Source organism: Oceanirhabdus sp. W0125-5, assembly GCF_027938815.1.
Classification (GTDB): Bacteria; Bacillota; Clostridia; order Clostridiales; family Clostridiaceae; genus Oceanirhabdus.
In genome coordinates this window covers 2,497,211-2,514,168 of the sequence record NZ_CP115913.1, presented here as the reverse complement: position 1 = coordinate 2,514,168, position 16,958 = coordinate 2,497,211, and the positions used below count along the sequence as shown (strand labels likewise).

Genomic DNA, 16,958 nt, shown 5'->3' with positions numbered 1-16,958 from the left:
TTATTGTAAACTTTCTATTCTTTCAATAACAGATGCGTACATCTCTCTATATTTCTTTTCTTTTTCTTTCTCTTCATTAACAACTGCTTCTGGAGCTTTGCTAACAAATCTTTCATTTGAAAGTTTCTTCTCAACTCTCTCTATTTCTTTTGCAAGCTTTTCTTTTTCTTTGTTCAATCTCTCAATCTCTTTTTCAACATCAACAAGATCAAGGATTGGCATAAAGATTTCTGCTCCTTTAGTAACAGCAGCTACTGCATTTTCTGGTGCTTCTTCCTTAGCATTTATTAAGATAACCTCACTAGCAGATGCAAGTTTCTCGAAGTAAATTTTTCCACCTTCAAACGCCTCAGCACCTTCAGTTGCAAGAATAAATAACTTAGCTTTTCTTGAGTTAGGTACGTTCATTTCAGCTCTAACGTTTCTGATAGACTTAATCGCTTCTATTACAAGTGCCATTTCTTTCTCAACCTGCTCATTCTTTAACTCTTCACAGAACTCTGGCCAGCTAGAAATTGTGATACTCTTATCTCCAGTTTCAAGATTTAAGAATATCTCCTCTGTAATATAAGGCATTACAGGGTGAAGAAGTTTAAGACCTGTAGTTAATACAGTATACAGTACGTTGTATGCAACTCCTTTAGCTTCCTCATCATCACTGAAGAATACAGGTTTAACAAGTTCAATGTACCAGTCACAGAACTCATTCCACATAAATTCATAAACCTTCTGTGTTGCTATTCCTAATTCAAACTTCTCGATGTTTTCAGTTACTTCTTTTACAACGTCATTCATTCTAGATAAGATCCACTTATCAGCAATTGTGTAATTCTTACTATCTTTATATTTGTTCATGATTTCCTTATCAAGGTTCATCATAACAAATCTTGAAGCATTCCAAATCTTATTTGCAAAGTTTCTTGCCGATTCTACTCTCTCTTCGTAGTATCTAATATCATTTCCAGGTGCATTTCCTGTAGTTAAAGAGAATCTAAGAGCATCTGCTCCATACTTTTCGATAACTTCAAGTGGATCTACTCCATTATCTAATGACTTAGACATCTTTCTTCCATCACTAGCTCTTACTATACCGTGTATAAGAACATTATCAAAAGGTACGTCTCCCATATTATGAATTCCTGAGAATATCATTCTAGCAACCCAGAAGAATATGATATCATACCCTGTAACTAATGTACTTGTTGGGTAGAAGTAATCAAGGTCTTCTGTCTTATCAGGCCAACCTAATGTTGAGAATGGCCATAATGCTGATGAGAACCAAGTATCTAAAACATCCTTATCTTGCTCAATATTTTCACTATTACACTTAGAGCAATGAGTTGGATCCTCCATAGAAACTATTATTTCATCACAGTCCTTACAGTACCAAACTGGAATTCTGTGTCCCCACCATAACTGTCTAGATATACACCAATCTTGTATGTTATCCATCCAGTTAAAGTAAGTCTTTTCGAATCTTTCAGGTACAAACTTAGTTTGTTTTTCTCTTACAGCCTTTCTTGCTGGTTCAGCAAGTGTATCCATTTTTACATACCATTGTTTTGATATCATTGGTTCTATAACAGTTTTACATCTGTCATGAGTTCCAACATTATGGCTGTGGTCCTTAACTTTAACAAGTAATCCTTGCTCTTCTAAATCAGCAACCATTGCCTTTCTAGCTTCATATCTATCCATTCCGCTGTATCTTCCATATCCTTCAGCGATTGTTCCATCTTCATTCATTACTATAATCTCAGGAAGATTATGTCTCTTACCAACTTGGAAGTCATTAGGGTCATGTGCTGGAGTTATTTTAACTGCACCTGTACCGAACTCTAAATCAACATAATCATCAGCAACTATAGGAATCTCTCTACCTACTAAAGGAAGTATTAGAGTCTTTCCAACTAAATGACCATATCTTTCATCAGCTGGGTTAACAGCAACTGCTGTATCTCCAAGTAATGTTTCAGGTCTTGTAGTCGCTATCTCTAATGTTACATCAGAATCCTTTACTGGATATTTAATATGCCAGAAGTGACCTTCATGCTCTTCATGCTCAATCTCAGCATCTGAAATAGCTGTCATACAATTTGGACACCAGTTTGTTATTCTGTTTCCTTGGTATATAAGCCCTTCTTCATAAAGCTTAACAAAAACTTTTCTTACTGCTTTACTTAAGTTCTCATCCATTGTGAAAGCTTCTCTTGTAAAGTCTGCTGAAACCCCAACCTTCTTTAATTGAGTTCTGATTCTATTTCTATATTGATCAGTCCATTGCCAAACTCTCTCAAGGAAAGCTTCTCTTCCCATTTCTTTCTTATCTAATCCCTCTTCAATTATTGCTTTCTCTACTCTTACCTCAGTAGCAATACTTGCATGGTCCTCTCCTGGTAGCCATAATGTACTATACCCTTGCATTCTCTTAGTTCTTATTAAGATATCTTGTAATGTATTATCAAGAGCATGACCTAAGTGTAATTGCCCAGTGATATTTGGTGGTGGCATCATAATTGAATAAGGCTTCTTATCCTTATCTACCTTAGGAGTAAAAAACCCCTCTTCTTCCCACCATTTATAAAGACGATCTTCAAATTCTTTTGGATCATAATTTTTAGCTAACTTAACTTCTTGATTCATATCCATATCTCCTTCCATTTTTTATGATAGAGTAACTTTACTAACTTATTAATTCATAATAAGAAACTATTGTGCTTTAGAAAAGCAAGTTGAAAATGGAAAATTGAAAGTTGAAAACATAGGATATTTCTCTTCGAGAAATTATAATCATATTGTTCTTCTAAAAAGAATAATTTACTCGTTTCATCGTGATGAAACCTTGTATTCTAAATTACAATATTTTATCTAAAGATAAAATGAGCAAACCCCTATTCTTCTAAAGACCAATAATATGTAGTTTTGCAGAGCAAAACCTCCATCGTTTTCCACTTTCCATTTTCAACTGTTCAGTTATGTTTTATGTCATAATGTTTCTATATTGCACATAATTCTAATTTTAAAATAAAAAAGCGCTGCCATCCAAAAAGGACGACAACGCGCGATACCACCTTAATTCCTACTCAAATAATTGAATAAGCTCTCATTAAATTAACGGTATGTCTACCGATTTTACCTACACACATAAATTATGTTTCAATAAAACTGCTCCAAAGCTACCTTCAACACAATACCTCATAAAAAACCTTTCAGCTAATAAGTTTTTCTCTCTGTTTGTTTCCTGTGTTTACTCCTCTTTTTCACTGCATTTAAATATTCTCTTATATTTATATAATTATAATATAAAAATCCATATTGTCAAGAATATATTGATACAAAGAACAAATAATAGAGAAAAAAGAAGAACTAAGGATGACTTAACTGATTACATGATTATCAGTTAAGTGATAACATATGATAATTGCGTAATAAATTATATCATGTAAATATATACACTCTATTTTTTTAGACCTAATTCAACTAATTTTATATAATGTGGAATATCCTTTATTATTGGACTAAAATAAAAAGGTGCATTGAAACAACCACATCTCCAGTAGGTATTCCCATTTATTGCATACTCTTGACCATATTTACATGTACCTTTTTTACGATTCGAGCATCCCTTATCACTCCATAAAAAAATTTGCTTAACAGAGTCTGGGCACTCTTTTAAATAATCTATACATTTTGATACATTTCTAATACGAAGATACAAAAGAAGTTTTGTTTTATTCGATGACAATAAGTAATGATAGGGACCTTTTTTTCTTATTTGGCTTTCCTTACTATAGTAAGCATAACCAGGCCCTTCGTTTGATTCTCTAGACCCGACATAATAACCCATTTCACTAAGCACAGCATCCATTGCATAAACGAATTCTTTTTCCTGATTTGTATGCATTTTGTCAGCAATTATATCTGCACCATGTCCATAATTTACAGTATTCATATCATCTTCAAACAATTTATAATGACAACTTAGAAAATCATTAACTCGGTTTGTTATATGAGCCTTATCCGCCATTGATTTCAGTACAGTTAAAACCTGTGCATTATCAGGATATATTATATGGATGATTTCACTTGCAATTTTGTAATTCTTTAAACCATCAAAATAAAAACCATAATCATTAAGCCTTTCAAAAATTATAGGAGTTTTTTTCACATCATTTATTGCTTTAAATTCATTTACATCTACAATAATAGTTCCATTATGCAAATCTCCAGCAATCAAAAGATAATATAGGAGCTTAAGTGGACGATATGCTGCACGTCTAGACACTCTCGCCTCTTTAGTAGAATACTTATATTCCAGTAATTTATTCAAAGGCATTCCAAAGTTTTTCGGGAATTCAGCAATATCACCATATATATTTGTAAACATATTCCATACTTCTTTAAATGCAGAATCGAACTCTTCCTTTGACATATACTTTAAAAAGTTCTCATGTACCTCAACGTTATCAGGTAATCGTACAACCTCCTTCTGCCTTACTTTTGCCCATTCCTGTATCCAGTAAATATTATCCATAATCATACACATCCTTTTTCAGAGGCTTTTATTAACGCTTCTATTCAATATACACATAATATGAGAAATATCTCTCCTATAAAAAACAAAATTCAATCCTGTCAACTACTATAAAATTATATCTATGTTCCATATTAACAAATTAATTATGACATCTGTATGTCATAATATATTACTATTAGTTTAGTTGTTATGTCTAAATTTTTCTTACTGCATAAACAAATATTTTGTAATGTAATTGCTTGATATATCTAATTATACAAAAGTTTCATTTTAATTTCAAAAAAATTACATTTAATATAAGTATTAATTTCAACATCCTCTTTAAACATAGCCAAGATTAAACATGACTACAATTTAATTTTGACAACATTGTCGAACTATGATATATTATGTTTTATAAAAATTAAATAATTACCTCATCTCTCACAGGTGAGGTAGAGGCGCATTGTCTATTAGTATTTATAGTAAGGTCGGAAGCCAGTGATCTATAAAAAAAGGAGCCAATGCCGAAGTCTTAAGAACCAAAACTTGAGGCTGGGTCTGTATCGAACAGGTACAGGACTGTCAACAAGGTACGCCCGGTATCTTGTTGGAGTGCTATCTCACATAGGGCAAAAAGGAGGGACAAGGTACGTCTATATGATACTACACGTCTGAATTCTTTTCAGGCGTTTTTTATTTTTCAAGCACTCGTAAATTTCGAAATTATTCATATATTATATTAAATGTTTTTAATTATTTTAAAAAACATAGGAAAACTTAGGAGGAAAAATTATGGTTTTACAAGAAAAGAACAATCCGATAATTTCAATATTAAAACTATCGCCAGTTTTAGTTTTAATGTACTTAATAATGACAACAGAAGATGCAATTATTTCAGCTGCAATAGCTACTATTTATGCAGCGATTATTGCAATGATAACTGAAAAGCTAAATTTTAAAACACTTTTAGATTCTGCAGTAGATAATGTTAAAGAAATGCAATTAGTATTTTTTATTTTAATGGCAGCTTATGCAATGGCAGCTGCATTCATGTCTACAGGAGTAGGTGCTTCAATTATTAACTTGTCATTAAATCTAGGATTAACAGGAAGAACTGTTGCAGTTACTGGATTCTTTATAACATCAATTCTTTCAGTTGCAACAGGTACAAGCTGGGGAACATTCGCTGCATGTGCACCAATATTCTTATGGCTAAACCATATTGTGGGTGGAGATATTGTTTTAACTACTGCAGCTATAGCTGGTGGTGCATGCTTTGGTGATAATATTGGTTTAATATCAGATACTACTGTTGTAAGTTCTGGTATACAAAAGGTAGAAGTAATTCATAGAATTAAGCATCAAGGTGTATGGTCATTATTATGTTTGATTACAACTGGAATCATATTTTATATTGTAAGTGTTATTAAAGGATTACCTACAATTGTTGGTAATGCCTCTGATGCAATAAATGCAATTCCACAAGATGTTTGGACTGTATTAGGAGAAAAAAGAGCATCTGCGGTAGATTTATTAAATCAAGTAAAAGATGGTGTTCCATTCTTTATGATAATTCCTTTAATCTTAGTATTGATACTTGCTATTAAAGGATATCAGACTCTTATTTGTTTAGGAACTGGTATCATATCTTCTATGATACTTGGAATGTTTGCTGGTACTGTTTCAGATTTAAGTTCATTTATGGGACTAGTAAGCAGCGGATTTGCTGATGCTGGTTCTTGGGTAATCATTATGATGATGTGGGTAGGAGCTTTCGGTGGTATTATGGCTAAGATGAAAGCCTTTGATCCATTAGCTAAATTAGTTCTAATATTATCTAGAAATGTTAGACAACTTATGTTCTGGAATGGATGTTTATCAATTGCTGGTAATGCTTTATTAGCTGATGAAATGGCTCAAATTGTTACAATAGGTCCAATAACTAAAAATTTAGTAGATGAAAATGTTGAAGGTAGCGAAGAAGATATGTATAAGCTTCGTCTTAGAAATGCCACTTTCTCAGATGCACTTGGTGTATTTGGCTCTCAATTGATTCCGTGGCATGTTTATATGACATTCTACATTGGTATTGCTTCTGCAGTTTATCCTTTATACAAATTCAATGTTTGGGAAATCATAACTCATAATTATATGGCTATAATTGCAGTTATTTCAATATTAATACTGACTCTTACTGGTTTAGATAAATTTATACCATTATTTAAATTACCATCTGAACCTGCAGTAAAGCTAAAAAAATAATTTATTAAACTACAAAACAGATAAGCCAATTAGTTTATCTGTTTTTTTATTTACATAAGATTTTTTTGATAAATCCCCATCAAACCGTTTCTATAATCATACTTTTTCTACTTATTTTATCATAATTAGTCAGAATATTTAATATTGTTTGACATCCATGCATGTTTGTGGTATATTTTGTCTTGTAATAATTAGTTTGTTTGATTCTGGTCGTTTGATAATTTCAAACGGTTTTTTGTTATCAGACAAACCAAAAAAATTATTATAATCTTATTGGTTAAATTTTTAACAATATAGGGAGGAATATTTATGGGGTTACAAAAGCAAACAAATCCAATAGTAGCAATTTTAAAACTTACACCTGTATTTTTATTAATGTATTTAATTAAAACAACAGAAGATGCAATATTATCTGCTACGTTATCAACGTTATATGCAATTATATTAGCAATGATAACAGAAAAACTTTCTTTCAAAACATTATTAGATTCTGCTGTAGATAATGTTAAAGAAATGCAAATTGTGTTCTTTATACTTATGGCTGCTTATGCAATGGCTGAGGTATTCATGTCATCTGGGGTTGGAGCTTCAATTATAAACATTTCTTTAAACCTAGGTCTTACTGGAAGAACAATAGCTGTTACTGGTTTTCTAATTACTGCTGTTCTATCAGTCGCAACAGGTACAAGCTGGGGAACCTTTGCTGCTTGTGCACCAATTTTTTTATGGTTAAATCATATTGTTGGTGGAGACATAATTTTAACAACAGCAGCTATTGCTGGTGGAGCATGCTTTGGAGATAACATAGGACTAATCTCTGATACAACTGTAGTTAGTTCAGGTATTCAAAAAGTTGAAGTTATACATAGAATTAAACATCAAGGTGTTTGGTCTGTACTTTGTTTAGCGTTAAGTGCAGTTGCATTTTATTTTGTAAGTGTAATTAAGGGATTACCAACTATTGTGGGTAGTGCAACTGAAGCTATAAATTCCATTCCACAAGATGTGTGGACAATACTTGGAGAAAAAAGAGCGTCTGCAGTTGCATTATTAAATCAAGTAAAAGATGGAGTACCAATCTACATGGTTATTCCATTAATCATAGTACTTGTACTTGCTGTAAGAGGATATCAAACTCTTATTTGTTTAGGAGCGGGTATTATTTCTTCAATGATATTTGGTATGTTTGCTGGTACTGTAGCAGATTTCTCATCATTCATGGGACTAGTAACAGGTGGATTTGCAGAAGCTGGTTCTTGGGTAATTATAATGATGATGTGGATAGGTGCCTTTGGTGGTATAATGGCAAAAATGAAAGCATTTGAACCTTTAGCAAGATTTGTTCTTTGGATTTCTAGAAATGTACGTCAGTTAATGTTCTGGAATGGATTCTTATCTATTGCTGGTAATGCTCTATTAGCTGATGAAATGGCTCAAATTGTTACAATAGGACCAATTACTAAAAATTTAGTTGATGAGAACGTAGAAGGTAGCGAAGAAGACATGTATAAGCTACGTTTAAGAAATGCAACATTCTCTGATGCTCTAGGTGTTTTTGGTTCTCAATTAATTCCTTGGCATGGATATATGTTATATTTCATAGGAATTGTAACTGCTGTATATCCTTTAGCATCATTTGATGTTAAAGATATTATTCTACACAACTATATGGCATTTATCGCTGTATTCTCAATTTTATTCTTAACACTTACAGGTTTAGATAGATTCATACCATTATTCAGATTACCTTCTGAACCAGATGTAAAACTAAAAAAATAATATAATATTCTAAGCAAAGGATAAACCATTCGGTTTATCCTTTGTTTGTTGACAAAGTAAACTATATTGTTTTTACTGTTTTTCTTATATTAAGAATTTCAGACGTTGAAATAGCTTATCATTTATATTATAATTTTCTTATCTCCTAAGGAACATTAAAGAATAACTTAATTCAATTTATTCTTTAATGTTCCTTAATGATGAAAGAAGGTTTTTTATGAAAAAGTTGGATTACATATTAATAGCATTACTAATTGGAATCTCTTTTACACCATATATATTTTTAAGAACTTCAACTGGGTTATCTAAAAATGTTTATGCTGAAGTTTTAATAGATAATGAAGTTGTTAAAAAAATAAATATTAGTGATCCAAGAAATTTTAATAAGCCTTTTGAAATGGAAACTGACCATGGCCATAATACCCTTTTAGTAACAACTGATGGAATATCTGTGTCTCATGCAGATTGCCCCGATCAAGTTTGTGTAAGATCCAAGCCTATAAAAAAGGAAAATAGAGTTATAGCTTGCTTACCAAATAAAATGCTTATTAAGATTATTGACGAAGAAGATTCTACTACAGATAATGATTCAGAGCATAATCATGATGATGACGATGAAATTGATTTTATCTCTGAATAAGGTGGTGAAACTATATGAAAACAAAAAAATATGTATTGTTAAGTATGTTAGTGGCTCAAGCAATGATTCTTTTTATAGTAGAATCAGCTATTCCTACACCATTTATGCCCCCTGGAGCAAAATTAGGACTTGCTAATATTATAACTGTACTTTCATTATACATATTTACTCCTAAAGAAACGCTTATGATAATTTTACTAAGAATATTTTTATCAGCTATTATATTAACTAATCTTCAAACTATGATATATAGCTTAAGTGGTGCATTAACTAGCTTTACATTCATGCTAATAGTGAAAAGCTTATTTAAAGACAAAGTATCACCTATTGGTGTTAGTTGTGTTGGAGCAGTCTTTCATTCTGTAGGTCAACTATTTGTTGCTTCATTCATGTTTGGAACACTAGGCTTTTTTTACTATCTTCCATTACACACAGCTATCGCCTTATTCACAGGTTTTTTCATAGGATGCACTACAATGTATTTATTAAAACACTTTAAAAAATTAAGACTGTTTACTTTTTGAAAACCAGTTTAAAGAAATGTATAATGGATAATGTAAAATGTATAATGTAGGATGTTTCTGTATGCACAGAAACTACATCTTATTGATTAAAAACAAGAGGGTTTTACTCGTTTCATCTTTGATAAAACATTGTATTTTAAGTACAATATTTTATCTAAAGATAAAATAAGTAAAACCCTTTTGTTCTAAAGAACAATAAAATGTAGGTTCTGACCTTAGTCAGAACCATCCTTCGTTTTCCACTTTCAACTTTAAATTTTCAATTATGTTTTTAAGCCCTAGTTTCTTATTATTATAAACACTGCATATGCTACATAAAGAAGCGTAAATACTACTCCTTCGCTTCTATTAAGAATTTTTCTATAACTCATAATTAAATAAGTTATTATTGATACTACTAACAAATACAGCATGTCTACTATTAGATTTCCATTAATAACAATTGGTGATATTGATGATGTAACACCTAATACTAATAATAAGTTAAATACATTAGATCCAATAATATTACCAATTACCATATCACTTTCACCTTTTTTAGCTGCTACTAATGATGTAACCAATTCTGGTAGTGAAGTTCCCATAGCTACTATTGTTAATCCTACTAGAGTTTCACTCATTCCTAAAGATAAAGCTATTTCTCTTGAACTTTCTACAACCCAGTCACCACCTAAAACAACTCCAACAAGGCCTAGAATAACCATGAATATATACTTTAATATTGTACTTTTTTCTTCCTTTTCATCAACTACCATTCCTGCATCTAATGCTGCTGCTGCTTCTTCTAAAGCTTTATTTCTAGCACTTAGTGCACCACCAACTAAATAAAACATGAAAATAGAGAAAAAACTTATTAAAACAAGTCCATCGCCTCTTGTAAGTATATTTATATCAGCTCCTGAAAAGAATACATCCCCACATAATACCATAACTCCAAAAGTAATTAAAATTAAAAATGGGAAATCTTTAACCAAAACAGATTTTTCTACTTCTATTTTTTTTATTAAAGCAGTGATACCAACAACTAACAAAAGATTAAATATACTTGATCCAGCAATATTACCTGTTGCAATATCTGGAGATCCTGAAAGTGCTGATTTAATACTTACTGCCAATTCTGGAGCACTTGTCCCAAATGCTACTATTGTTAGACCAATTATAATTGAAGGTACCTTTAAAATTTTGGCTATACTTGAAGCACCATCAACAAGTATATCAGCTCCTTTTATTAATAGTATAAATCCTAATATCAATAATAAATAATTCATGAAGTTTGTCCTCCTCTATAATGACAGATAAAAATAGCACCTTAATATTAGTATTTCTAATTAGTGCTACTTTTAATCTAAAAAAAATTATCAAAAATAATTATAATTTCAAATGTGTTAATTCATGAAGTGCTCTTGTTGCCATAACATACTGAGCTTTCGGAGTATCAAATTCTTCAGTAATCATCATTACAGCATCAAATTCAAGTCCTTTACCATAGCAAACTGGAATTATAATATTTCCTTTATTTAAATATACTTCTTCACTATCTATAAGTTTAACATCTAATTCCTTAGAAAGCTTATTTTTAATTTCTTTCGAAAAGGCTATGCTATTACAAATAACTGCACTTGTTTCATAACCTTTCTCTTTACTTTTATTGTAAAATTCTTCAATTTTTTGAGCAAGATTTTCAACTTTAACTTTTTCTTCAACTTTGACCTTTTCGCCACTTCTTACTAAAGGTACTATATCCGTATTTACTACTAATTCATTAGCATATTCCATTATTTCTTTAGTTGATCTATAACTTTTATTTAACTTAAATTTTAAAATATTATTATCTAATATACTCTCAAAATTATTTAAAACATTTTCCCTATCCATTGGAAGCATACTTTGATTGCAATCTCCAACTATTGTGAAATTATTACATTTAGTATATTCTTTAATTACCTCTAATTGTAAATTGGTCCAATCTTGAGCCTCATCAATAACTATATGTTTTATTTCTCCATCATGTCTTATACCATTTAATTTTAACTCTAAATACATGATTGGTGCTAAATCTTGATGGTTTAAATCTTTTTCATTGTTAATTTCATCATAATATTTAAGAATATTTTCACCTTTTAAATAAGCAAGTTCATCTTTAGCCTTCATTACATTTCTAATAAGTTCTTCAATCTTCATTCTTCTATTTAAAGCAATATTATTTTCTTGAATATTTCTTTCGCTATCAGATAATTTATTTAATTCTTCCTTATATTCTCTGTCTATTTCATAGAAAATTTCATTTCTAATCGATGTAAGTTTATTGAATAGAATCCTTCTAATTTTTCTACTTCTTCTATATAGAGGCATAGATTTATAATATTCTAAGAACATTTCATTTATTTCTTCTTTTGATGCTACTAACCTATCTCTAAAAACAATATCTTCAGTAGCTAATAAATTATTTTCCAGATCTTTAATTATATTATCTAATTTACATTTAAATTCTGCACTATTCTTAAACTTATAATCATTTATAAATTCATCATCATTATGAAATATGCTACTTAAGAATATATCATAAGAATTTACACTCTTTAATTTTAAAGCTTTTATCACAAATTCATGGAAAGTGTCCTGCGGAACTCCAGTTTCTCCCAACTCAGGTAAAACATTAGAAATATAGTCCATGAAAATCATATTTGGTCCAAATATTAATACTTTATCTTCTAATTGTTTTCTATAATTATAAAGTATATATGCAATTCTATGAAGTGCAATAGTTGTCTTTCCAGAACCAGCAACGCCATCTACAATACTGCTTTTATTATATGGAAGTCTAATAATCTCATCTTGTTCTTCCTGAATACTCATAATTATGTCTTTAAGCTTTTCTGAAGTATTACTACATAAAATTTCTTGAAGTATTTCATCTTTTACATCTTTTTCACTGGAAAAAAGACCTTTAAGTTCTCCACTTTTTATAACATACTGATTTCTTTTAAGAATATCTACCTCTATCTTTCCATCAGGCGCCTCAAAGGAACTTTTTCCTATTTTACCTTTATAAAATAAACTAGCTATTGGCGCTCTCCAATCAACAACAATAGGTTCATATTCATCTTCAAGAGTTAACCCAAATCTTCCAATATACATTTTTTCAGGAGCGAATTTATCTTCTTTAAATTCAACACTCCCAAAATAAGGACTTACTTTCAATTTTGTTAATTCAATAAGTTTTCTATCAAAACTCTTATACGCTTCTTCTTTTATGAATCTCTCATGATCAAAATACTCAATTATCTTATCTTCATCATCTTTATATTCTTCAATAGCTTTTTTTCTATATTCAAGAAGATAATCTGTGAACTGTTTTCTTTTATCTACATACTTTAAAATTTCATCTTTAATAGTATGTATTACTTCTTCAACATGTTTTTCTTCTAATTCAAACTCAATCTGTTTCATAATATCACTATCTTTTATATTATTCACTAAATCACCTCTGATTATAAAATTATCTCATTCCATCCATTAACTTCATGAATTCCAAGACCTGGATCATTAGATACTTTGATAATTTTTTTATCTATATTTACTCCACCTACAATGGAATCTTCTTTAAACATTAGCATTGTATCAAGGTCTGCTTTAATCATATTTCTTCTAGCTACAGCTAAGGAAGCAGCTGCTGTTATACCAATTTTACTTTCAAGCATACATCCCATCATACACTTTATACCAACGATTTCAGCCATGTTTATTATCTTTATAGCATTATTAAATCCACCGCATTTCATTAGTTTGATATTAATTAAGTCTGCGCCTCTTGTTTGGATAATTTTTAATGCATCTGGAGCACCTTGAACAGACTCATCTGCAAGAATTTCTGTTTCAACATTATCTGTAACATATTTTAATCCATCATAATCCCATGCTTTTACAGGTTGTTCTACAAAATCAATATCTAATCCCATATCTTCCATCTTTCTAATAGTTCTTACCGCCTCTTTAGGTCTCCATCCCTGATCAGCATCTATTCTTAAAGTAATTCCTTTTCTAACAGCTTTCTTTAATGCATTTAATCGTTCAAGGGCAATTTCTGAATCTTTACCAACTTTTATTTTCAAGTGTGTATAACCTTTCATCATTGCATCTAAGGCACTTGTTACCATCTCTTCAACAGTACCAAAGTTAATAGTTATATCAGTTTCAATTTCATCTCTATATCCACCAAAAAACTTATATAAAGGGATCCCATACTTTTTTCCAAACAAATCGTAAACAGCCATATCTAAGGCTGCTTTTGCTGCGCTATTATTCACTATTGTTTTATCTATTGCTTTGAAAATTCCTTCAGTATCATCAGTTTCCATTCCAATAATTTTAGGCTTTATCAATTTTAATGCACCTAGAATTGAATCTTCAGTATCTCCAGTAATTTGAGATGTTGTAGCTGCACTACCAATACCAATTTCTCCATCATCAGTAATTACTTTTACCACTATTTCTTCTGGAGTTTCAATAATCCGCTGAGCTCTTTTATACGTTCTCTTTAAAGGAAGATCAATCTTTCCTACTTTTATATCTGTTATTCTCATAATGTTACCTCTCATAACTTTTTTAAAAACAAATAAATTCTTACACTTTAATTGTAAGAATTTATTTTTCTATCCCTTTATATTAACATATCTACTTTAATTTATAAAGATATATATGATTTTTCTATTTTGCTAGCTTGTATAACGCATTTGAATATATTTTAGCATTCTTAATTAAATTATCTATTGTAATGTACTCATTAGGTTTATGAATCGTATCTGGTTCACCTGGGAATTGTGGACCAAACGCTAAAATATTAGGCATCTCCTTAGCATACGTCCCCCCACCAATTGAAATCAATTCAGCTCTATTTCCAGTCTCTTCTTCATAAACTTCTTGAAGACTTCTAACCAAAGGATGGTCAGCTGGATAATATAATGGCTCTTGATGAACAAAGTTCTCTAGATCAATACCTGTACCTTTAATAGTCTCCTTAACTGGGTTCAACATATCATCTAATGTTTTAGTTACTGGATATCTAAGGTTAAGAATCATTTTAATCTCTGAATTCTCTAGTTTAATAACTCCAACATTAAATGATAATTTTCCTGAAACCTCGTCTTCTAAATAACATCCAAAATCTTCTCCATGAAGATTCATTCCAATCTTATTATTCATAAATGTTATATATTCATTTATTTCATTACTTGAAAATTTAATTTCTCCTAAGAAGTTCATTAAGGCCATTATTGAATTAAATCCAAGCTCTGGTGTACTTCCATGAGCTGATTCTCCTATGCAAGTAAGCTTTATTCCACCTTCACAAATTTCTCCTTTAATATCATATCCTGTTCTCTTAACAAATTCATTTAAATTATTTATTATTTCTTCTGACTGAACACAACCTATTACAGCTTCACATTTATCAGGAACCATGTTAGCTGCTTGCCCTCCATAAAGTTCTTTAAGAATTACATCACCTTTTTGTTCATCAAATTTCTTAATTAAATCAAAAATAGTAATACCTTTTTCACCATTAATAAGTGGATAATCCGCATCTGGAGTAAATCCAGCTACTGGAGGTTTTTCTCTCTCTAAATAATATTCTAACTCTTTACTTCCTGTTTCTTCATTAGTTCCAAAGATAATTCTTATCTTCTTACTTAATGAAAGACCTTCATCCATTATTGCCTTTACTCCATATAATGCAGCAACTATAGGTCCTTTATCGTCAGTAGTTCCCCTTCCATAAATCTTTCCGTCAACAATCTCCCCTCCATAAGGGTCGTAATTCCATCCATCTCCTTCTGGAACAACATCTAGATGACCTAAAGCAGCAACATACTCATCACCTTCACCATATTCTGCATATCCAACGTATCCATCAAGATTCTTTGTCTTGAAACCAAGTTTTTCACTTATCTCTAAAGCCTTTTCAAGTGCAAGATATGGACCTTCACCAAAAGGTTTTCCTTCACTTGCTTCTCCCTCAAGACTTTTAATCTTAACTAATTCTACTGTAGAATTAATAATTTCATCCTTCATTCTTTCTATATGTTCATTAATGCTCATAACTTTTGCTCCTTTCATTTTCCTACTATAAACCCTTCCAATCACGGATAATTATAGTATAATCTTTCCCTTCTGGCAATTCAATAACTTAACAGATTAATTTCATAAACAATCCTTTTAATAAAATAAATTTAGACCTAAAATATTAACATTTTAGGTCTAAAATTTACTTTTATATATCACATTTTAATCACTTTTTCTTTATTTTTATAAGTTATGTGAAGTGCAACAATTGCAATAACTATCATACCTAAATAAATTTTTGATAAATTTGCTTCGGGAGAATGACTTAAACCTGATGTAAATACAATTTTTCTACCCAATCTAGAGCTTTGAACAAATCCAATTACATAACTTAAAATAAATAGATACCCACCATTCAACTCACCTTTTCCAAAGGCAACTAATCCCAATATTGAAAGTAAAAAAATCAAATACTTAATTCCTATCTGTACTATAGAATAAACATTATCTGCACCTAAAGTTCCTTCAAAAAAATAGTTAATACTAAAAAGCTCATAATACATATTAAATACAAACCACTTCTATTGGTATAATGAGGATTTTCCCAGTTTTTTTCTTTATAATCATTAACTTTCGTTCCAACAAGTATTTCTCCTGGCGTAAGAAAGTTTACTTTTTTAGCTAATGAACAATGATAATAAACTACTACTCCACCTACAATAAGAATTCCTAAAGGAACAACCATTATGTCAAATGTAATTTTATCTATAAATTCTTGTGATATATATCTACCACCCATAGTTTGACTTATGTAACGCTGCGCTGTTAATGATCCAGTGTAAAAAAGTTCACCAAATCTTAAAGTCTTTATTAAACTTAACAAATTGCAATATGCTGCAATACCAAATAATATATCAATTAATCCTGCAACAAGTATATTTGAACCTGCTTCTTTTAGAACATCTTCTTGTGTTAACTCCTTCTTTTCAATTGACATCATTTTTGATACAAAGTCCTTTTGCCCCATAATTTACCTCCAAATAAGTTATTGTATATCTTTTATATATAATGAAATTATAACGATATATGGTATTAAATTCAACATAATTTCGTTTAAAACATCACATATTGATTTCATTTGTCAGAAAATTGATTCAAAATATCAAAAAGGGTA

General features: G+C 30.4%; 12 protein-coding genes, 1 riboswitch and 1 other annotated feature. Of the genes, 4 read left to right on the top strand and 8 right to left on the bottom strand.

The features are described 5' to 3' along the window. Together OW730_RS11665 and OW730_RS11660 are read right to left on the bottom strand one after the other, a co-directional pair. Positions 1-2,661, bottom strand: coding sequence for a valine--tRNA ligase (locus tag OW730_RS11665; RefSeq protein ID WP_442945417.1), 2,661 nt, complete (start codon positions 2,659-2,661; stop codon positions 1-3). Between the two features lie 383 nt (positions 2,662-3,044). Further along, positions 3,045-3,273 (bottom strand) — a binding site (T-box leader). A gap of 184 nt (positions 3,274-3,457) precedes the next feature. Further along, positions 3,458-4,534: a hypothetical protein gene (locus OW730_RS11660; RefSeq protein WP_271229187.1), complete on the bottom strand. Its 1,077-nt coding sequence runs from the start codon at positions 4,532-4,534 to the stop codon at positions 3,458-3,460. Positions 4,535-4,964: 430 nt separating this feature from the next. Then, positions 4,965-5,145: riboswitch (Lysine riboswitch) on the top strand. Positions 5,146-5,311: 166 nt separating this feature from the next. On the opposite strand from OW730_RS11660, the gene OW730_RS11655 reads away from it, so the two are divergent. The 4 genes from OW730_RS11655 (at position 5,312) to OW730_RS11640 (ending at position 9,724) form a co-directional block, all read left to right on the top strand. Next, positions 5,312-6,781, top strand: coding sequence for a Na+/H+ antiporter NhaC family protein (locus tag OW730_RS11655; protein WP_271229186.1), 1,470 nt, complete (start codon positions 5,312-5,314; stop codon positions 6,779-6,781). A 309-nt stretch (positions 6,782-7,090) separates the two neighbouring features. Beyond that, positions 7,091-8,560, top strand: coding sequence for a Na+/H+ antiporter NhaC family protein (locus tag OW730_RS11650; RefSeq protein ID WP_271229185.1), 1,470 nt, complete (start codon positions 7,091-7,093; stop codon positions 8,558-8,560). A gap of 217 nt (positions 8,561-8,777) precedes the next feature. Beyond that, on the top strand, positions 8,778-9,200 hold the full coding sequence (locus OW730_RS11645) for a NusG domain II-containing protein (RefSeq protein WP_271229184.1): 423 nt from the start codon (positions 8,778-8,780) through the stop codon (positions 9,198-9,200). A gap of 14 nt (positions 9,201-9,214) precedes the next feature. After that, on the top strand, positions 9,215-9,724 hold the full coding sequence (locus OW730_RS11640) for a Gx transporter family protein (protein WP_271229183.1): 510 nt from the start codon (positions 9,215-9,217) through the stop codon (positions 9,722-9,724). 278 nt (positions 9,725-10,002) lie between these two features. Here OW730_RS11640 and OW730_RS11635 read toward each other — a convergent pair whose 3' ends face one another. The 6 genes from OW730_RS11635 to OW730_RS11610 all read right to left on the bottom strand — a co-directional run bounded on the left by OW730_RS11635 (position 10,003) and on the right by OW730_RS11610 (position 16,811). Further along, on the bottom strand, positions 10,003-10,992 hold the full coding sequence (locus tag OW730_RS11635; protein ID WP_271229182.1) for a calcium/sodium antiporter: 990 nt from the start codon (positions 10,990-10,992) through the stop codon (positions 10,003-10,005). Positions 10,993-11,092: 100 nt separating this feature from the next. Next, positions 11,093-13,201, bottom strand: coding sequence for a HelD family protein (locus OW730_RS11630; protein WP_271229181.1), 2,109 nt, complete (start codon positions 13,199-13,201; stop codon positions 11,093-11,095). A gap of 14 nt (positions 13,202-13,215) precedes the next feature. Further along, positions 13,216-14,307, bottom strand: a complete 1,092-nt coding sequence (locus OW730_RS11625) for a dipeptide epimerase (RefSeq protein ID WP_271229180.1) — start codon at positions 14,305-14,307, stop codon at positions 13,216-13,218. Between the two features lie 124 nt (positions 14,308-14,431). Continuing rightward, entirely contained in the window at positions 14,432-15,820 is a 1,389-nt protein-coding gene (pepV, locus tag OW730_RS11620; RefSeq protein ID WP_271229553.1) for a dipeptidase PepV, read from the bottom strand. A gap of 179 nt (positions 15,821-15,999) precedes the next feature. Next, positions 16,000-16,347 (bottom strand): hypothetical protein, encoded by a 348-nt coding sequence (locus OW730_RS11615; protein ID WP_271229179.1) that lies wholly within the window; start codon positions 16,345-16,347, stop codon positions 16,000-16,002. Continuing rightward, positions 16,299-16,811, bottom strand: a complete 513-nt coding sequence (locus OW730_RS11610) for a hypothetical protein (RefSeq protein ID WP_271229178.1) — start codon at positions 16,809-16,811, stop codon at positions 16,299-16,301. Before OW730_RS11610 ends, OW730_RS11615 begins: the two co-directional genes overlap by 49 nt. Positions 16,812-16,958: the final 147 nt, after the last annotated feature.